The 19,499-nt window shown below is 53.1% G+C and carries 17 protein-coding genes; 3 read left to right on the forward strand and 14 right to left on the reverse strand.

Annotated features, from left to right (window positions below):
* Positions 1-6: 6 nt before the first annotated feature.
* The 7 genes from ygjK to ebgR all read right to left on the reverse strand — a co-directional run bounded on the left by ygjK (position 7) and on the right by ebgR (position 11,354).
* Complete coding sequence (ygjK, locus tag KP80_RS12215; protein ID WP_052283911.1) at positions 7-2,358, reverse strand: alpha-glucosidase; 2,352 nt, start codon at positions 2,356-2,358, stop codon at positions 7-9.
* Positions 2,359-2,375: 17 nt separating this feature from the next.
* Entirely contained in the window at positions 2,376-3,434 is a 1,059-nt protein-coding gene (gene ygjJ, locus KP80_RS12220) for a protein YgjJ (protein WP_052283912.1), read from the reverse strand.
* A gap of 42 nt (positions 3,435-3,476) precedes the next feature.
* The gene (locus KP80_RS12225) at positions 3,477-4,910 is read right to left on the reverse strand and encodes an amino acid permease (RefSeq protein WP_052283913.1); all 1,434 of its coding nucleotides are present in this window, start codon (positions 4,908-4,910) and stop codon (positions 3,477-3,479) included.
* Between the two features lie 218 nt (positions 4,911-5,128).
* The gene (locus tag KP80_RS12230) at positions 5,129-6,559 is read right to left on the reverse strand and encodes an amino acid permease (RefSeq protein WP_052283914.1); all 1,431 of its coding nucleotides are present in this window, start codon (positions 6,557-6,559) and stop codon (positions 5,129-5,131) included.
* A gap of 94 nt (positions 6,560-6,653) precedes the next feature.
* Positions 6,654-7,103 (reverse strand): beta-galactosidase subunit beta, encoded by a 450-nt coding sequence (locus KP80_RS12235; RefSeq protein ID WP_052283915.1) that lies wholly within the window; start codon positions 7,101-7,103, stop codon positions 6,654-6,656.
* Entirely contained in the window at positions 7,100-10,192 is a 3,093-nt protein-coding gene (gene ebgA / locus KP80_RS12240; RefSeq protein ID WP_052283916.1) for a beta-galactosidase subunit alpha, read from the reverse strand. Before ebgA ends, KP80_RS12235 begins: the two co-directional genes overlap by 4 nt.
* A gap of 178 nt (positions 10,193-10,370) precedes the next feature.
* Positions 10,371-11,354, reverse strand: a complete 984-nt coding sequence (ebgR, locus tag KP80_RS12245) for a transcriptional regulator EbgR (protein ID WP_052283917.1) — start codon at positions 11,352-11,354, stop codon at positions 10,371-10,373.
* A gap of 221 nt (positions 11,355-11,575) precedes the next feature.
* On the opposite strand from ebgR, the gene KP80_RS12250 reads away from it, so the two are divergent.
* Positions 11,576-11,908 (forward strand): tRNA-binding protein, encoded by a 333-nt coding sequence (locus KP80_RS12250; RefSeq protein ID WP_052283918.1) that lies wholly within the window; start codon positions 11,576-11,578, stop codon positions 11,906-11,908.
* A gap of 42 nt (positions 11,909-11,950) precedes the next feature.
* Here KP80_RS12250 and mak read toward each other — a convergent pair whose 3' ends face one another.
* Positions 11,951-12,853: a fructokinase gene (mak, locus tag KP80_RS12255; RefSeq protein WP_052283919.1), complete on the reverse strand. Its 903-nt coding sequence runs from the start codon at positions 12,851-12,853 to the stop codon at positions 11,951-11,953.
* Between the two features lie 87 nt (positions 12,854-12,940).
* Here mak and rdgC point away from each other — a divergent pair, with 87 nt between their 5' ends.
* Positions 12,941-13,852 (forward strand): recombination-associated protein RdgC, encoded by a 912-nt coding sequence (gene rdgC / locus KP80_RS12260; RefSeq protein ID WP_052283951.1) that lies wholly within the window; start codon positions 12,941-12,943, stop codon positions 13,850-13,852.
* Positions 13,853-13,891: 39 nt separating this feature from the next.
* Here rdgC and ppnP read toward each other — a convergent pair whose 3' ends face one another.
* From ppnP to KP80_RS12280, 4 genes are all read right to left on the reverse strand, one after another.
* Positions 13,892-14,176: a pyrimidine/purine nucleoside phosphorylase gene (gene ppnP / locus KP80_RS12265; RefSeq protein WP_052283920.1), complete on the reverse strand. Its 285-nt coding sequence runs from the start codon at positions 14,174-14,176 to the stop codon at positions 13,892-13,894.
* Positions 14,177-14,253: 77 nt separating this feature from the next.
* Positions 14,254-14,931 (reverse strand): AroM family protein, encoded by a 678-nt coding sequence (locus KP80_RS12270; RefSeq protein ID WP_052283921.1) that lies wholly within the window; start codon positions 14,929-14,931, stop codon positions 14,254-14,256.
* 392 nt (positions 14,932-15,323) lie between these two features.
* Positions 15,324-15,848 (reverse strand): shikimate kinase AroL, encoded by a 525-nt coding sequence (gene aroL, locus KP80_RS12275; protein ID WP_052283922.1) that lies wholly within the window; start codon positions 15,846-15,848, stop codon positions 15,324-15,326.
* Between the two features lie 271 nt (positions 15,849-16,119).
* The gene (locus tag KP80_RS12280) at positions 16,120-16,572 is read right to left on the reverse strand and encodes a YaiI/YqxD family protein (protein ID WP_052283923.1); all 453 of its coding nucleotides are present in this window, start codon (positions 16,570-16,572) and stop codon (positions 16,120-16,122) included.
* Between the two features lie 135 nt (positions 16,573-16,707).
* On the opposite strand from KP80_RS12280, the gene proC reads away from it, so the two are divergent.
* Positions 16,708-17,517: a pyrroline-5-carboxylate reductase gene (gene proC, locus KP80_RS12285; RefSeq protein WP_052283952.1), complete on the forward strand. Its 810-nt coding sequence runs from the start codon at positions 16,708-16,710 to the stop codon at positions 17,515-17,517.
* A 55-nt stretch (positions 17,518-17,572) separates the two neighbouring features.
* On the opposite strand, the gene KP80_RS12290 is transcribed toward proC, so the two are convergent.
* Both KP80_RS12290 and phoA read right to left on the reverse strand, forming a co-directional pair.
* Positions 17,573-17,905 (reverse strand): PsiF family protein, encoded by a 333-nt coding sequence (locus KP80_RS12290; RefSeq protein WP_052283924.1) that lies wholly within the window; start codon positions 17,903-17,905, stop codon positions 17,573-17,575.
* Positions 17,906-18,000: 95 nt separating this feature from the next.
* Complete coding sequence (phoA, locus tag KP80_RS12295) at positions 18,001-19,410, reverse strand: alkaline phosphatase (protein WP_052283925.1); 1,410 nt, start codon at positions 19,408-19,410, stop codon at positions 18,001-18,003.
* Positions 19,411-19,499 lie beyond the last annotated feature (89 nt).

Here is a 19,499-nt window from a genome sequence, read left to right on the forward strand (position 1 = left end):
GTTTCACTACTTACGGAAAAACTCGTTGTACAACATATACAGGTGTGCCGCGCTCCAGGAGAAGTTTGGTGCGCCCTGTTGGGCGCCGGTCAACGGATTATAGTTCTCCTGAATTGGGCCGTCGGAGGTTAACCCTTTGGCGTGTTTGAAGAACGCATCCGCCAGTTTCATCGCTTCTTCGCGATGGCCGTAACGTTCCATGCCTTTTAAGCCAAACCACAGCTGATCGACCCACACCCGTCCACGCCAGTAGATATCCGCACCGAAGGCCGGGTTGGTTAACGCCGCGGTGCCCAACGGCACAAAGGTGTTGAACTCTTTTGGATCCAGCATGACCGAAACAACATCATCAGCATGCTGCTGGGTCGCCGCTCCGTTAAACAGCGGCGACCAACCTTCCGGCCCCTTTCCGCGTTCAACAATAGGCTTACCGGCACAGCCGTTGACCAGTGGCTTATCCTCAATACGGATGTCGTAATAGAACTTTGTCTGCGGGTCGAACATGCAGGTATTGATATAATCAGCCAGCTTCTGCGCTAGCGCCTGATAGCGCTTCGCCTCGTCGGGTTTGCCCAGAATCGTCGCCATCTCTGCCAGATAGTGATTATCGCTGTACATATAGCTGGCCTGGTCAACCGACTCCTGCAGCAGCGAATAGCCTAATAAGCGTCCCTGAGCGTCACGGTTCTCGGCAAATTTCACCGTCCAGTCGCTGCGTTTGCCGCCGTTGGCCACATATTTGTCGAGCTGCTCTTTATCGATAAAGCCAAACACCGCCGCATCGTCGCGCCCGGATTCCCACGAGGCTGCGACCTGAGCCGGGATTTCAAGGCTGTCGTAATCGTCCTTGCGAGTCACCGCCTCATAGGTTTTCAGGCCGGAAAGTGATTCCTCTTTATCCCCTTTCTTCAGGGTAAACAGCATGTCACCGCTGGCGGTGTTGTGCGCTTTATCGCGCGTCGCGCCATATTCCGGCACACCGTTACCGTTATGGTCGCGATTGCGCAGCCACCAATCATGATAGGCCGCCAGCTTCGGGTACATCTCTTGCAGCCAGGCTTTATCCTGAGTTACGCGATACACCTCCATCACCGACCAGGCGGCCAGGCTCGGCTTGGTGTTACGCTCGTTCCAGTTGCTGCCGTCGCCACCGCGCTCCGGACTGAGGTTCCAGGCGATCAGATCCGGCACAAATCCGGCATCCTGCGGGCGTACCTTATCGTCGGCTTTAATCTGCCAGGAGAAGACGGCGCGGATGTTCTCTTTGGCAATCTCCGGGTTGAAGTGCGCCATAGCGTACGCCTGTTTCCAGGTATCCCACGGCCAGGTCTGGTTACCGGAGAACCAACGGCCGGTGACCGACGGCGTCACCGTGTTGTAGTGCACCGCCCCGCCCGGCGCGCGCCAGTTACCGTTGAGCGTTTCAATGGCTTTAACCGCAACTCGCGTTTGTTCGGCGGTGGCATCCGGATTGGTCAGCCCTTTTTGCAGGTAGCCGTTCCAGCGCTGTACAGAAGCGTCCAGGTAGTATGCAGGACGCGCCAGAATATCGCGGATCTGCGCTTTCTCATGGCTGACCTGCTCAGCGGTCAGCAGATGTGAATAGGTGGTGTAAATCGTGGTCGACCCGCTAATCTGCGCACGACTGGTAAAACGATGGCCATCAATTTTGGTATCCGCTTTCAGCGAACGATGAACCTGATACTGTGATTCGCCGGAGGTCATCAGGGAGGAGTCGGCACGCACTTTACCAAACGTCACCGTCAGGCCATCCGGCGTGACGTGCAGGCGGCGCTGATAGTCAGGAAACGCTGCATCAATGGTTTTATCCGATAGCGGTTTGCCCTCTTTGGCTTCCAGTTTTTCCAGCAGCTCGCCATCCCACACCAGCTTAAGCGGTGTGTTGCTGGTGATTTTGGTCTCCAGCAGCGAAGTATGCGCGCTGGCAAAACGCAGCGTCATCGCAATCTCCACGCCGGGAGCCGACAGCTTTTGCACTAACGCGCCGGGAAGGCTGTAGGCCTGCATCGTGAAGGCCAGCTTGTTGCCGTTCTGATACACCGTCAGCCGGTCAAAGTTGGTGGCCATAAAGTTGATGTACTCTTCCGTCAGCAGCGCCGGACCAGGGAATCCACCCATGGTGGCCGGGCCGTCCGGTAACAGGTGTCCATGCCACGCGCCGAGGTCAAAAAAGGGATTAAAACGCTGGTGATCGTCATAATCGTAGTCATGCATGTACTGCGGTGCGCCAGTGCGATTGACCACGTTTTTAAAAGCGTCCGCCGTCACGGCTGCGTGTGCCGAAAAGCTCAGCAGCAGCGCACAGGCCAGCGGGGCCAGGGGGAAAGTCATCTTCATCTTTTTTGTATCCCTTCTTACCAATAGAAATACTGCATCAGGAAAATTTTATCGCTCGGATCGCCAGAGGCAGTCTTCATGTAGAAACGACTGTCCGCTGCGGTGGCGAAGCGGCCATTCCCGTATTCAAACCAGATACCAAATTGCATAAACGCGGTGGTTTCATCGGCGGCGTGGTCCGGCCGATGTTTGGCATAACTGTAGGCGGTGGAAAGATAAAACCCCTTAAAGGCTTCATACATGGCGCTGGCCATAAAGCCGGTTTCAGTCCCCGGTTCGTCCAGCCCTTTCGCCCGCCCGGTGTGATGCCAGGCGCGAGCGCCAAAGTTTGGTGACAAGATCCCGGTTAAAAACAGCTCCCCGGTGCCGTCTGTCACTTCCATGCCGTTCATCCAGGTCACCTTCTCGGCGATGTCATACTGCACGTAGCCGTTGACCATCGCTGGATAGGTATACTTATCGTCATAGCGATCGTATTTACCGAAATGCAGCCACGCTTTGCTTTCGTTGTGATGGCCGGCAGGCGTAGCGGTAACGCTATAGCGGAACTTTCCGGCCAGATTTTGCACCTTGAGCGCGTACTGAATATCGCGGGTGTTAGGAATGACGTAGCCGAGATCAGGCGTAAAATCGGCCCACCACTGAAGATCATCAAGTGAGGAATCCTGCCGCACGCTGAGCATAATTTCGGTGCTGTCATCGGTTTTATAGCCACCGTACAGGCGGTTGATCCCGCCCTCAAAACCGCCCCAGCTGTGATCCGGCACCCAGGCATTGCCCTGATGGTCCGCCTGCACCGTCCAGCCCTCACCATAAATTAAGCCGAACCACTGCCCGTGCTTTATTTCCAGACCACCCTCAATATAGGTTCCATCACTGTATTTATGCTTATCCTCATTTTCTAAATCCATATATCCGCCAAGGCCTAATTCGCCATAAAAGCGATAAGAGGTCGCCCCCATTGACGGTGTTTTCATATCATCATGTTGCGCCGGTTTCGCCATCTCTTCAGCGAAAACCGGGCGGCAACAAGCCAGGGCAACGAGTGCCCCGTAAAGGTAGTTTATTTTTTTCATTGTATTTTAGAGGTATTGATAATGATTAATTAAAAATGTCACTTACGACGAATGGGCTACCGGCGTGGCTTCAATTTTTTTCTCTTCCGGCGTTAATCCCTTGAGATATTTACTGTATTTCCACCATGCGAAGCCGAGGAAGATAACGATCCCACCGACGTTATAGAAAATAATGGTTAGAATATTGCCGCCAGTTGGGAAAGTTGAGGCGATAAACCCAATAGTGAAGATAACGATCAGCATCGATACAATCGCTACGCCGGTACGTTGCGATCCCATCTTAAAATCACGCGGCAGATGATCGTATTTACGTCGCAAATTCAAATACGCCAGCATAATAAACAGCGGTGGCAACATTGAGGCCGCAGCAGTCATATTAATGATCGTATTCATTAAGTCCTGCACGGTACTTGATCCCAACATCGGAATAATCATCAGCGGGATCACAATCAGGAATTGGATCCAGGCAGCACGTGCCGGAACGCCATTCTTATTCAGCTCGACAGTTTTCTTACCAAAAATGCCGCTTGGGATTTCCGAGAAGAAAATTTTCACCGGCGTGGCGGTCCACATCAGCAGTGAGCCAAACATCGCGGTGAAGGAAACCAGGCCGACAAAGCGGTTAATGAGGATTTCCGGCAGGCCAAAGTAGACCGCCATACCGTGGAAAACCTGTACCGAGCCACCGGTGAACTTCAGTTCTTTGCTACTGACAAAAACGTTAATCAGTACGGAGGAAATCGAATACAGGACGCCGATGAAAATACCGGCCAGAATGATGACTTTAACGAACGACTTTGAACCGCCTTTGACGTCGTTAACATAAACCGCGACTGATTCTGCACCGCCCGCAGCCATAAAGATCCACGTGGTAATACCGAGAAACGCCCAGTTAAAATTCGGGATCATCGCATCAACGGTAATCGGATCCGCCGGCTGAATACCGCCCATCAATGCACTTCCCGACAGTAAAATATACGACAGCGTCAGCAGCAGCATTAATGATGAGGTGACGGAAGTAATTGGCCCCAGCATTTTTGCGCCGTTGGTTGATACCCACGTTGACAGTGCGAACAGCGCCATACTTAACACCGTGGTTGCAACCGGCGTAAGAATGTATTCATAACCGAGAAATGCGTAAGACGCGTAAGCAATAACGCGCGGTAGCAATGAGGTAAAAAAGAACAGATTCACAAACCAATAGGTGTAAGCGGTAATAAACGCCCAGCGGCCGCCCAGCGAGCTTTTCACCCAGGCATACACTCCGGCCTCAGAGTTTTTATTTAATGAAACAAATTCAGCGATAATCAAACAGAAAGGAATAAAGTACAGCAGCGTGGCGAGGAAAAACATTGGCGCCGACGCTAACCCAAGCTCGATATTGTTATTGATGACGTTATTGAAACTGTAAACGGCGGCGAATGTCAGCGACAGCAGGCCAAATTTACCGATGGTATTACGTTTAGTATCAGACATAACACATCTCCACGCAGCATCCTTCCATTGGATAAAAAGGGCCGCGTTGTTTGTAGGATAGAGGTCGTTAATTATCAGATGTTATTTTAGTAAAATTTTTAGTAAAACAAAGTAAGAAAGTCGATTAGCTTTAACTTGATCACGAAATTGGTTTAGCCCTACGTAACCATCCGGCAACAAAAAACCGCAGACCGTCACGGACCTGCGGTTTTCCTGGGTTACTTCACCGCCTTAGTCAGGCCCTCCACCGAGGCATTGCGGATTTTTTGCTTCTTCTCAAAGCGGCTGATCCACCACCAGGCCAGCCCGGAGAAGACCGCAGTCATAAAGACGTTAACAAAGAAGGCATTAACCAGATCAACACCCGCCGGGAACGCTGACGCCGTCATACTGACCACAAAGATCACCATCAACATCGATACCACGCTCATCCCCACCTTGCGTGACCCCATGCGGAAATCGCGCGGCGTGTCATCATGCTTCCAGCGGAAGACAAAGTAGGCAGCCATGATAAACAGCGGCGGCAACATCGCGGTACCCGCCGTCAAGTTGATGGCGGTATTCATCATCTGCTGTACGCTTTCAGAGCCAAATCCATTAACAATAAGCATCAACAGAACGAAGACAAACTGCCACCAGGCCGCGCGAACCGGGACGCCGTGAACGTTCAGTTCGGTCGTTTTCTTGCCATAAATCCCTTCCGGAATTTCCGAGAAGTGAATTTTGACCGGTGCCGCCGTCCACATCATCATGCTGCCGAAAATAGCGATAAACAGAATGATGCCGACGAAACGCCCCATCAGCTCTTCAGAGATATGGAAATAGGTGCCGAGGCCGGTAAAGATTTCCACCATACCAGCGGCGTAGGTGAGGTCTTCACGAGCAACAAACACGTTCACCAGCAATGAACCCAGTGCGTACATGCCGCCAATCAGGATCCCGGCGGTGATGATGACCTTAATAAAGGATTTCTGTCCGCCCTTGGTGTCATTGAGGTAGGCCGCCACGGTTTCCGCACCGCCCGCCGCCTGGAAAATCCAGCACATAATGCCCAGCGTCGCCCAGTTGATGGTCGGTTCCATTGCCGAGAGTGTAATCGGCTGCGCAGGCACGTGTCCTGAGCCCAGCGCGGTCAGCGCCCCCACCACGTAGATAGCAAACAGCGCAAACACGCCGTAGGCCACGCATTCGGATATTTTCCCCAGCCACGTCGCGCCTTTGGTAGAGATATGCGTTGCCATCGCAAACAGCACGATGGAAATCATCGATGTCACCATCGGCGAGAACGGAATCGCGTAGCCCATAATGGCGTAAGAGGCGTAGGCCACCACGTTTGGCAACAGCGACAGGAAGAAGAACAGGTTCACAAACCAGTACAGGAACGACCCCAGATAGGCCGCGCGGGTGCCCAGCGGCTGTTTCAGCCAGGCGTACATACCGGACTCAGAGTGTTTATTCGCCGAAACGAATTCCGCAATGATAAAAACGAACGGAATAAAGTAAACCACGGTGGCAAAAAGGAAGATGGGCGCCGAGCTTAAGCCCAGTTCAATGTTGTTGTTAACGATATTTCGTACGTTAAATACCGCGGTAAAGGCCATCGACAGCAGGGCAAACTTACCGATTTTGGCACGAATTGATTCGGACATACGTCCTCCAAAAATCACTTCACCCCGTGAGGGGCAGATACAGGTATAGCCCAGCGGATACTGCCGCTGGGTCTGGTACAAACGCCGTTCGCCATTACTTATTCAGGAAGTAGCCGTCCTCAACGGTCACACGCAGCACCACTTTTTTGACCGGCTCATCGCAGAGAAAACGGTAGGCTTCGTCGGTATCACAAATCACCATTTGCCCTTCGTGAACCGCTACGGTTTCCCCTACCCCTTTGAGATATTCGCGGTCGGTTTCATCGCGATAACAGGCCACGGTTTGCAGCTGCGCTTTGGGTGCAAACTCAATTTTTTGCTGCCCTTGCAGGTAGTAATGGACTTCAAAATAGCGGCGATTACCGACAAACAGCGCATCAGTGGAGCTTTCCGTCGCCAGTCGATAGGAGAGCGAATCGCCAATAGAGTGCGCCACGCCCGGGCGAATATTGTCGAGGTTGTTGATGGCCTCCACGCAGCGTTGCCATTTACGTCCGCCCTGATAAATCTGCTTAAACTGTTCTAAATTATCGAGAACTCTCATTGCTCAGCCTCGCTGTGTGAAACGGGTGAAAAGAAATCAGCGCCATATTCATGGTTCGCCAGCGTCTGCGAGGCGCTGCGCCCGCCGTCTATCGGCAGCAGCGTGAAGCCGTAGTTAAAGGTGTTGAGCCAGACGCGCCAGCTATCCAGCACTTCGCTCCCCCACGAGTTGGAGCCCAGACCGAGCAGTTGCGCGTCGATATTGAGCGTGATGTCGTCGCTTCTTTGCAGCTCATTGCAATGCTGCGCAGCGTGCAGATTTTCCGCCGTGTAGTGCCAGGCGCTGACGTTAATCGGCTGACGCGGCACCACCAGCAGGCCGCTGCCGTGCCTGTCGGTAAAGGAGGCCCAGCGTACGTGCTGGCGGTTGCCGTTATTTTGCGGGAACGGATAGTTCACAAACATGTCATCGACGGTGGTGTGCCACTGGTCGATAATGTTGCTCTGCTGGCTGTCGGCGTAGTTCTCGCCCGGCCCGCGACCGTAGTAGTCAACCTGTTCGAACTGGCCGTTAATCCCCAGCATAAAGCCGATGCACGGCACGATATGCGGATAGTCGCCGTAGCGCTCACCCTGCAGTTCCACGTTGATATGCCCCTGCGCAGTCACCTGCCAGCGGTAAGTGCAGCGCATACCGAAATCAAACACCGGCGGCGCGATAATGGTCCGGGTGGTGATAACAACCGTATCGCCCTGTATTTCTGCGCTGAACTCGCGCAGATGTTCCTGCATGATAGGCAGATGCGCCGGCTGCCACAGCCCTTCAAACTCCTGCTTGTGGTTATCAATCATCGGCTTGAAGAAGTTCATTCGCGGTTCGCGCGTCACCTGTTCAACACCGTTGACCTGCCATTCGGTGAGCTTGCCGCTGATCTTCGAGAACACGGCACGGAAGTTATGCCCGCAGACGATGTAACTCAGGCGCTCATCGGCAATCTCTAATGGCGTCGCGCAGGCACTCAGACGCGGCGTTTTGACGGCCGTATTGGCCTTCAGCTGCAGTTGGTACATCGCAATGAGATGGTTGGCTTCGCTATACAGCGTGCGGGAATCTTTGGTAACCGTGATATTGACGAACGCTTCACGCTCATCCAGACGCGGCAGAGAAATCGTCACCTCGCGGCCGCTGTTGGCCGCCAGCCCTTCTACCTTCAAGCGCTGGGTAGAGAGTGTCTCCCCTTCGGCGCGAACTTCGACACACAACGTGTAGTCGTCGAGATTCGAGAACCACAACTTGTTTTCAACGCGCAGAATACCGTGCGACAGATCGGACGCCAGCACCTTCACCGGTGCAATCACCTGCTTGTACTCCAGCAAACCCGGACCCGGCGTTTGATCGGAGAAGATCAGCCCATCAAGGCAGAAGTTGTAGTTGTTCGGGTAGTCGCCGTAGTCGCCGCCGTACTTGTACCACACGGTTCCGTCTTCATCGGTGGCCTGAATGCCGTGATCGCACCACTCCCACACATAGTGGCCCTGGATGCAGTCGTGCTGGTAAAACACGTTCTGATATTCCGTTAAACCGCCCGGGCCGTTGCCCATGGCGTGCGCATATTCACAGATGATGCGCGGCTTGGCGTGCGGATACTCGCCGAATTCGTTCATCAGCGGCACGCGGGTGTACATGGTCGAGATGATATCGACCACTTCTGCATCACGATCTTCTTCGTAGTGAATAAGGCGGGTGTCGTCCAGTGCTTTGGCGGCGTGGTACATGGCACGAATGTTACAGCCGTAGCCGGATTCATTACCCAGCGACCAGATAACAATCGACGGGTGGTTTTTCTGCGCGTGAACGTGGCGCACAATGCGCTCGACGTAGATATGCTCCCATTCTGGGTCGTCGGTAATGCAACTCAGATTGCCCACGTTAGCGAAGCCGTGAGATTCCACGTCGGTTTCCGCCATCACGAACAGGCCGTAAACATCGCACAGCTCATAGAAGCGAGGATCGTTCGGATAGTGCGCGGTACGTACCGAGTTGATGTTGTACTGCTTCATCAGTTGCAGATCTTTCTCCACCCGGTCCATGCCCACGGCGCGGCCCTTCAGGTGGTCATTATCGTGGCGGTTCACACCGTGCAGCATCACGTACTGGTTATTGATGTAAAACAGCCCATCGCGCACTTTGATATCGCGGAAACCCACGCGCTGCGGGATGATTTCAATCACTTCACCCGCGGCGTTTTTCAACGTCATCACCAGATGGTAAAGATACGGGTTTTCCGCTGACCACTGCTGCGGCGCTTTCACGTCGATGGCGAAATGGGTGGTCTGACGTTGCCCGACCGTTAACTGCCCGCAGGTTCCCTGATACAGCGCGGTTTCACCGTCAAACAGAGTGTATTCCAACGTTGCCTGTTGCGGCTGCACCGCCAGGTTTTCCAGTTCAACCTGACAGGCGAGCGTGGCATCGCGATAGTCATCGTTAAAATCGGTGCGCAGGGTAAAGTCCTGCACGTGCAGTGGGTTTTTACCGACCAGATAAACGTCGCGGAAAATCCCTGCCGTCCACCACATATCCTGATCTTCGATATAGGTGGAATCGGCCCACTGCATCACGCGGACGGAAAGTAGGTTTTCGCCGGTTTTCACCGCCGCACTGATATCAAATTCAGCCGTCAGGCGGCTGCCTTTACTAAAACCAACGTACTGGCCGTTGACGTACACCTCAAAGTAAGTCTCGACGCCGTCAAATTTAATCAGGGTCTGCTGACCCTGCCAGCCTTCGTTGAGGGTGAACCAGCGCTGGTAGGCACCGGTTGGGTTATCCGTTGGGACATAGGGCACATCAATTGGGAATGGAAAACCTTCATCGGTGTACTGCAGTTGGCCGTGACCTTCCATCTGCCACATGCCTGGCACGGTGATGGAGCCCCAGTCGTTCATATATTCAGAAGTAAAAGCCTCCGGCACCAACAGCGGGTTGGTGAAGAACTGAAAATTCCACTGCCCGCTAAGAGTCATAAAGCGGCTGCTGTTTTCGCGGACATACGAACGCGCCTGCGCCAGTGTGTCATAGGAGAAGAAATAGGCTCTCGGCGGCAACCTGTTTTCGTGCGTGAGTTGAAGATTTTCCCAGCGATTCATATCGCCTCCCTGTACGGACTAAGTTATTGCATTTTATTTTAGTAAAACTTTTACTAAATAAAATGAGCAGGGATGATTTACTTTAACTCGATCACAAAATGAGCGCGTTGGTGGGAGGAATCTGGGAGTGCGGAGAGTGTTTCGCCGGATGCGCAAACGGGCAGCCGGCGAAAAAGGATTAGCGGGTGGTACCGCGCAGCTTGAGGACGCTTGGGACGAAGACATTCAGTGGCAGCGCACGACCGTCGCGGGCCTTTTCAACCAGCAGGTTTACCCCCTGGCTGCCCATCATTTCCGAATGAATACGCACGGTAGAAAGCGGTGGGAAGGTAAAACGCGCGGTAGGAATATCGTTAACGCTAATCAACGAAATATCCGCCGGTATCGACAGCCCGCGCTCATGGATAGCCCGCAGCACGCCAATAGCAATCGAGTCCGAGGCCACAAACAGTGCAGAGGGATGGTCACCTTTCGCCAGCATTTTTTTCGCCAGCTCATAGCCGGAAGAGCTGGAGAAGCCGCCGCGCCAGATATCGTCGGCGGAAACGACCCCTTTCAGGAGGCCATATTCAACGAAAGCCACTTCACGAATATCCGCTTTACCAGGCTGGTCTTCACCGCCAATAAAGCCAATTCGGGAAACGCCCTGAGCGATAAAGAAGTCGATAACCTCTTTGGCGATGCGTACCAGATCGATATCGACCGCGTCGTACTGACTGCCCGGCTCATGAAAATCAATAAAACAGATATTGTCGGTTAATGTGCTGACCGCATCACGCGTCTCGACCGAAGGCTGGCCGACAATCAGTGCACCGGTGATTTTTTTCAGCTCAGGCAGCGCGTGGTTGAGATAGCAGTTGGTGAGCTCGATACCCAGCTTCTCGCACTGCATTTCAATGCCGTGGCGAATGGCCAGATAGTAGGGATCGTTGATTTCCAGATCCTGCTGGTAGCTGTAAAGGGCCAGAATGTGGTGCTGTGCCACGGCGCCGACCAATGCTTTGCGCGAGCTGCTGTTTTTATATTCCAGCTTTTCTGCAATCTCGAGGATCCGACGCTTGGTCTCTTCTTTCACATTTAAGGTGGGATCGTCGTTAAGCACGCGCGAAACCGTCGCCAGCGAAACCCCCGCCTCAACCGCAATGTCTTTTAATGTAGCCATCTTTTCCCTTATCGGACGCTGCCCTATGTTTGCTCTGACATTGTAAAGCAAGCGACCAGACATGCATCTGTTTTAAGTAAATATTCGCGAACTTTACGCCCCTATCGCCCCTGTTTTTCTGAGGCAGAAAACAGTGATGGGTGTAACAGTTTCGCCAATGCTATCGTGCCCTTTGATAAAATATCGCTATATTTTACTAAACTTTTACTTGAGGTGAGAAAATGGATACCGTGACTTATAGTGATTTTGCCAAACTGGAGATGCGCACCGGAAAGATCGTCGAGGTCCAACGGCACGAAAATGCCGACAAACTGTACATCGTTCAGGTTGATGTCGGGGAACGGACCCTGCAAACGGTCACCAGCCTGGTGCCCTATTACCGTGAAGATGAGCTATTAGGAAAAACGGTGGTCGTACTATGCAATCTGGCGAAAGCCAAAATGCGCGGTGAGACTTCGGAATGTATGCTGCTGTGTGCAGAAACCGACGACGCCAGCGAAAGCGTACTGCTGACCCCAGAACGCGTGATGCCCGCGGGCGTAAGGGTTGTCTAATGGCTTTCCCCCGCCTGTCCGCGGGGGATATACGTTAAAGTGTTACAGCGGCCAAAGCCAGGCCGCGCCGCGAACGCCGCTGGAATCGCCGTGCAGCGCTTTACGAATAGGCGTCTCGCACTCGCCGCCGAACACCCACTCTTTTACCCGCTGCGGCACCGTCTGATATAGACGTTCAACGTTGCTCATCCCACCGCCCAGCACAATCACGTCGGGGTCGAGAATATTGACCACGTGTGCCAGTGATTTCGCCAGCCGCTGTTCGTAGTGAGCCATCGCTTGTTCCGCCAGCGCATCGCCCTCAGCCACTAACTGCATAATCTCACTGCCTTTCAGCGGATTACCGCTTAAGCGGTGATAATCGGTGGCAAAACCCGTGCCGGAGATAAAGGTTTCAATACAGCCTTGCTTACCGCAGTAGCAGGGGACTTCAGCACGGTAGCGCAGCTCGTCGTCATTCATCCACGGTAGCGGGTTATGCCCCCACTCGCCTGCGGTGCCGTTGCCACCAATGTGTACGCGCCCGTTAATCGCTACGCCTGAACCGCAGCCGGTACCAATAATCACTGCAAACACCGTTTGCGCCCCCGCCGCCGCGCCGTCTATGGCTTCAGAGACCGCCAGACAGTTGGCATCGTTCGCCAGACGCACTTCGCGATTCAGGCGTCGGCTTAAATCTTTATCAAACGGCTGGCCGTTAAGCCACGTGGAATTGGCGTTTTTCACCACTCCGGTGTAGGGAGAAATCGAACCCGGGATCCCCATACCAACGGTGCCCGTTTGCCCGGTAGCGTCTTCGGCCAAAGCAACAAGATGCGCAATATTCTCAATGGTTTGCTGATAGTCACGCGGTGTCGGCAGACGATGTCGGTACAGCTGCTCGCCCTGATCACCGAGTGCGATAACTTCCGTTTTCGTTCCGCCTAAATCAATCCCAATTCGCATTCATCGCTCCTGTTTAAAACAATGCAAGGCCGTGGACAATTCGTTATCATTGCCCGCCTATATAACGATAACACCGTGGAAATTATCATGCTGTGGTTCAAAAATTTAATGGTTTATCGTCTTAGCCGCGACATCTCGCTGCGCGCGGAAGAGATGGAAAAGCAGCTCGCTGAGATGACCTTCACCCCCTGCGGCAGCCAGGATATGGCAAAAACCGGTTGGGTTCCGCCGATGGGCTCACACAGCGACGCGCTGACGCACTCCGTTAACGGACAGATCATCATCTGCGCGCGTAAAGAAGAGAAGATCCTGCCTTCGCCGGTGATTAAGCAAGCGCTGGAAGCCAAGATCCAGAAGCTGGAAGCCGATCAGGGCCGCAAGCTGAAGAAAACGGAAAAAGATTCCCTGAAGGATGAAGTGCTGCACTCCCTGCTGCCTCGTGCCTTTAGCCGCTTCAGCCAGACCATGATGTGGATCGATACCGTTAACGATCTGATTATGGTCGACTGTGCCAGCGCCAAAAAAGCGGAAGATACGCTGGCGCTGCTGCGTAAAAGCCTCGGTTCGCTGCCGGTGGTTCCGCTGACGCTGGAAAACCCGATTGAGCTAACGCTCACCGAATGGGTGCGTTCCGGAAGCGCTGCGCAAAGCTTCCAGATTCTTGACGAAGCCGAGCTCAAAGCCATTCTCGAAGATGGTGGCGTGATCCGCGCGAAGAAACAGGATCTGATTTGTGATGAGATTGCAGCCCATATCGAAGCCGGCAAGCTGGTGACCAAGCTGGCGCTGGATTGGCAGCAGCGTATCCAGTTTGTGATGTGCGACGACGGCTCGATTAAGCGCCTGAAGTTCTGCGACGAACTGCGCGACCAAAACGAAGATATTGACAGAGACGACTATGCTCAGCGTTTCGACGCGGACTTTATTCTGATGACCGGCGAACTGGCGGCATTGATTAAGAGTCTGGTAGAAGGATTAGGCGGCGAAGCCCAGCGCTAAACGTAAATTCCCTTCCTGCCGCGGCAGGAAGGGGAATCATTACAGATAGCGGCACAGATAGGACGTTGGCTCAACGATCTGCAGGTTAAATTCGCTATTGCCCGGCACGTTAAAGACTTCCCCTGCGGTATACACTTTCCATTCGATTTCACCCGGTAACAGCACATTCATCTCGCCGCTGACCACGGTCATCTCTTCCGGCTGCCCGGTTCCAAAGGTGTATTCACCTTCAACCATCACGCCCACGCTAGCGCGACCGGTGCTGCTGCTGGTAAAGCCAATGGATTTCACTTTCCCTTCGAAGTACTCGTTGCTTTGAAGCATAAACAGGCCCTTATTGTCTTAACGTAAAAAACCAATATAGGGTTGCGAGCAGAAGCCTGTCACGCAAATTCATACGCTTAACATAATAATTCTGCCGCCAGTCGAGCGACCAGCACATTCGATAGCAGAACCGGAACATCCAGCGCTTTTTGTAACAGGTCGCGATGGCGCTGATGATAGCTCAGCGAGTCCAGAACCAGCACATCCGCGCCCTGCTCAAGCAAAGAGCTGCCCGCCGAAATCATATGCTGATCGCTGTCGCGCACCGGGTTCGCCAGCGCGTAATAAGGCAGCGTTGGCAGCATCTGCCATTTTTCTTTTTGAGCGTTAAGAATGGCCTCAATAGGCACCAGCACGCCGACCTGATGCCCCTCAACAATCGAGGCGACCAGCGGTGGAATAATTCGCTGTGGTTCCAGCAGTATCGCATTGCGCGCCGTCATGCTGCGGAGTTTGAACGTATTCAGTAAAAGAATGACGTCGTAGGACTGATTATCCAGCACTTCAATCACCGCCTGTAGGGCATGCTCGACTTTAAGACGGGATATTTCGACAAACTGGTTGTCGTTTAACAACACCAACAGACGCTCTTCACCGGGCTCTGGCCCATATTCTTCCATAACGTCCGCACGACTCATTTTCCCCAGCAGAGTCACGTGGGTAATTTGATCTTCCCTGATGTGCTCGGTCAAAAGCGGCAATACTTCACTAATGGGCACCACCCCAATCGTAAGAATCGCCATGGTTGCAGTCATGTTATCTACCTTCTGCTTCTTAATTGCTCACTTTACAAATAGCCACCTGGATGGATGAAAAACACCGCTCAGAAGCGTAGCAGTTCATCCCGATGCTGGAATGTAAAGATTCCGGTAATTTCCAGTACTCTCCTGATAAGGTTTAATTTTAACTTCTCTATAACATTAAAGATAAACGATAAATGTGATTTACGCCCGCCATAACCATTAATTAAAAAGGGTTATAGCGGCCTGTTAAGCTTGCTTTTGCTCAATAGACAAACCCTGTCCGAATCACTGACCTGCGTAAGTTCATCGGAGAAGCTGTCTTACCACGAAGAAAATACCCCGTGGAAAGCAAAGAAGTAGGCGTATGGGTAACAAGAGGAGGGATGCTGCGAGAGTGCGCCCGGTTAGCTGGCGGTTTCCAGGTGCAGGGCATTTTGGATGAGCACGACAACGTGGTCGGGCGTGGAGGACGCATCAACAATAAAGTGGGCCGTTTCACGGTATAGCGTATCGCGCTGAGCGAGCACATCAGCGACTTCTTCGCTGATCGGTTTACCGGTGAGCGTCGGACGCTGTTCCGCTTCGGGAAACGCTTCCAGGCGGCTTGCCAGAACAGAAACCGGAGCATTGAGGTAAATCACCACGCCGTGCTGACGCATAAACTCGCGGTTTTCAGCGGCCAGAATAATTCCACCGCCGGTAGCGACCACCGTATTCGGTTGTGTCACCGAGATGAGCGTCTGCGTTTCCCGTGCGCGGAACCCAGCCCAGCCTTCTGCCGCGACAATATCCGCAACGGTCATGCCGGAACGCTGTTGTAAGACTAAATCAGTATCAACAAAATGGAAATCGCAGGCGTGAGTCAGCGCTTGGCCTATTGTTGTTTTTCCGCAGCCCCTGGCTCCGATAAGAAAAATAGGCTGTGTCATTGCCTGGAGTTCCCCTTGATGACGCAAAATTGCGGGATGTGCATATGAAGCGCGAATAATACCACCAAACTAGTACGCAAGTAAGTGTAAACTTTAAATTACAAAAAAATGTTTTTTGGATGCCTTACGCTATTTAAGCCAGATAAAACGGCACTTCAAAGCGTAAAAAAATGATGCCACGTAGCGTTTTGCTAACAGTACATGAAAGTGACTTGTTTTGACAAGCCGGATGACGCGGCAAAGGTAGCACATTAGTGTGACAGAAATCCTATCAGCCGCGTTTTACCGCCTGCAGCCATTTATCGAGCTCCGCCGCAAACTGCTGGCGATCGCGTTGAGAGAGCGCGCTCGGCCCGCCGGTTTGAATCCCGCTGGAGCGCATGGTATCCATAAAATCGCGCAGGGTGAGGCGTTCACGGATGGTCGCATGGCTATAGCGTTCTCCGCGAGGATTCAGCGCCGCGCCGCCTTTTTCCAGCACTTCAGCCGCCAGGGGGATATCCGCGGTCACCACCAGATCGCCCAGCTGGCAAAGGCGGACAATTTCGTTATCGGCCACATCGAAGCCCTTCGGCACCACCATCGCGCGGATAAAACGCGACGGCGGGACGCGCAAATATTGGTTAGCTACCAGTACCAGTTCAATCTGCGTACGGTCAGCGGCGCGATACAGCACCTCTTTGATTACATTAGGACAGGCGTCCGCATCTACCCAAATCGTCATGATTACTCCGGCTTGCGCTCATTCTTAAAGGGCGATTATACGGTAAGCTAATAAAGTCGTAAAAGTACGTTACCCGTCGCCGGGAATCGCCTATAACAGTACACTACGAAAAAAACAGACAGAGGGAGAGACATGATGGAGAAGAAAATTGGCTTCATTGGCTGCGGTAATATGGGTAAGGCCATCCTTGGCGGCCTGATTGCCAGTGGACAAGTGCTTCCTGGGCAGATTTGGGTCTACACCCCATCCCCGGACAAAGTCGCCGCGCTGCGCGATGAATTCGGTATTAACGCTTCACAGAGTGCGCAGGAAGTGGCGCAGGTTGCCGATATTGTCTTTGGTGCCGTAAAACCAGGCATTATGGTGAAAGTGCTGAGCGAAATCGCATCCAGCCTCAACAAAGACTCTCTGGTGGTTTCTATTGCCGCTGGTGTAACTCTGGAGCAGCTGGCTCGAGCGCTAGGCCACGACCGTAAAATTGTCCGCGCCATGCCAAATACCCCGTCACTGGTGAACGCTGGGATGACCTCGGTCACGCCGAATGCGCTGGTGACACCGGAAGACATTGCCGACGTATTGAATATTTTCCGCTGCTTTGGTGCCGCCGAAGAAATTGCCGAGCCGATGATCCATCCGGTTGTTGGCGTTAGCGGCTCCGCACCAGCCTACGTATTCATGTTTATCGAAGCCATGGCCGATGCTGCTGTGCTCGGTGGAATGCCGCGGGCACAGGCATACAAATTCGCCGCTCAGGCTGTGATGGGCTCAGCCAAAATGGTACTGGAAACCGGAAAGCATCCGGGCGAATTGAAAGACATGGTCTGCTCACCAGGCGGCACCACGATTGAAGCCGTGCGAGTTCTGGAAGAGAAAGGCTTCCGCTCTGCCGTCATCGAAGCGATGGCAAAATGCATGGAAAAATCAGAGAAAATGAGCAAGTCGTAATATTTTTGGCCCGACAATCACTGTCGGGCCAGACTCGCTTGCCACGGAAAATGAATTAACTTTTTTTCAGACAGGTACTCATAAAGGTTTTACGCTCATCGCCTTTTAAGGTCTTCTGAGCCGCCTGCGCATTACAATCCTTCATCTTTTGCTGCTGCGGCGTCAACGTTTTGCCGTCAGCCCCGGCACCTGCGCCTTTCAAACAGGTACTCATGTAGGTTTTACGCTCATCGCCTTTGAGGGTTTTCGCGGTAGCCTGTTGGTTACAGCTGCTCATACGTTGCTGCTGCGGAGTGAGGGTTTTCTCGGCAGCCGTCGTGGTTGCCGCAGAAGCTGCGCTCGCCGCAAACAGACTACACAACAGAGTGACCATTAATGTTGTTTTCATGACACCATCCTTTTGTGAGAGATCACGGTAAGTCTGGTCGCTGGCAGGAATTTTACCAACCCGACGGCAAAAAATAGCCGTCGGGTGGTGAGTGATTACAGCCCGAGAGCCGCTTTCATGGTGTAGTAGAGGTCAGTCTGATCGGTCAGCCCCACCACATTTGCGGCATGCGGGCCATAAGCGGCAATGCGCAGCTGAGTACCGGTATGTTCCATCGACTCTTCTTCCGAGTTGCCGTAACTCATCACCATCACCGCGCCATCTTTGGTGTTCAGCGCCTGCGTCAGGCCCGGCGCTTTGGTTTCAGGTGGAATAATCTGGCTTGAATGGGCATGGTCGGCGGTGACGATGACCAGGGTATTGCCCTCTTTTTTGGCAAACTCCAGTGCCTTCTGCACCGCTTCATCCAGGTCAACCGTTTCGCCAATCTGGCCACAAGGGTTCGCCGCGTGGTCCTGTTTGTCGATGGATGCCCCTTCAACCTGCAGGAAGAACCCCTTCTCGTTGCTGCTCAGTAGAGAAATCGCTTTGTCGGTCATCTGTGCCAGCGTCGGCACGCTGGAATCACGCTTTGGATTTGGCGTACAGGTGACGGCCGCTTTGTCGATATTGCCGTGGTAGGAGGCTTTTGGCCCTTCCCAACGTACCGGCATATTGCCCTCTGAGAACAGGCCCAACAGCGGTTTATCCTGGTTGGCCTGTGAAATTGCAGCCAGCGAAGTCGCGTCGTTCACTAACTGATAGCCACGCGTCTGCGCCTGCTCACGCAGGGTTTTTCCCTGCCATTCGCCTGCGGTTGCCGTCTCGGCAAAGGTTTTTGCGCCGCCTCCCAGCGTAACATCAGCACGCGCGTTCAGCAGTTGCTCGGTAATAGAGCCTTTACCGCCTTTTTCCAGCGCGTTGGTTGGGCATTTCTCCGCCGTCACGCTTGGGCCGTAGCATTTACGTGACGTGACGTGCGAAACCAGAGCAGCAGGCGTCGCATCCTGCAGTTCAGCTGTCGACACGTTGCCGGTGGCAAGGCCAGCGGCTTTTGCCAGCTCGAGGATCGTCTGGTGATCTTTTTCATGAATATCAACGCCCAGTGCGCCATTATAGGTTTTTACCCCGGTACTCCAGGCCGTTGCAGACGCCGCAGAGTCAGTGACATAGTCCGGTTTACCGGTTTTTTTATTTAACGCGTAGTGGGTGTATTGACCGGTCAGCGGCAGCGCGTCAATACCTTTAAAGAAACCGCCCGCCCCTTCTGCATAGTTACGCGCCGCGGTAATTTCAGAGTCGCCCATCCCGTCACCAATCAGCAAAATAACGTTTTTCGCCTGTTTATTATTTAACGAGGCGCGAATAGCGTCAGTTTGATCGGCTGATAAACGACGAGCACCGCCCGGCTGGGTAATATCCCCTTGCGCGGCGCGGTTATCAAGAACGGTAGTAGAAGTATCTGCATGAACAGCAGGTAAGCACAACAGAGGTAATAATGCGGCAAAGATTGCACTGTATTTCACGTTAGTTTCTCCATGTACAAATACTTAAAAAATGAAACACGGAGACTGTAAGAAAAGAGCGTGACAGTTTAATGACAGTGCCAGATAAC

Origin of the sequence: Kluyvera genomosp. 1 (genome assembly GCF_001266615.1) — a bacterium.
GTDB classification, from domain to species: Bacteria; Pseudomonadota; Gammaproteobacteria; order Enterobacterales; family Enterobacteriaceae; genus Kluyvera; species Kluyvera cryocrescens_A.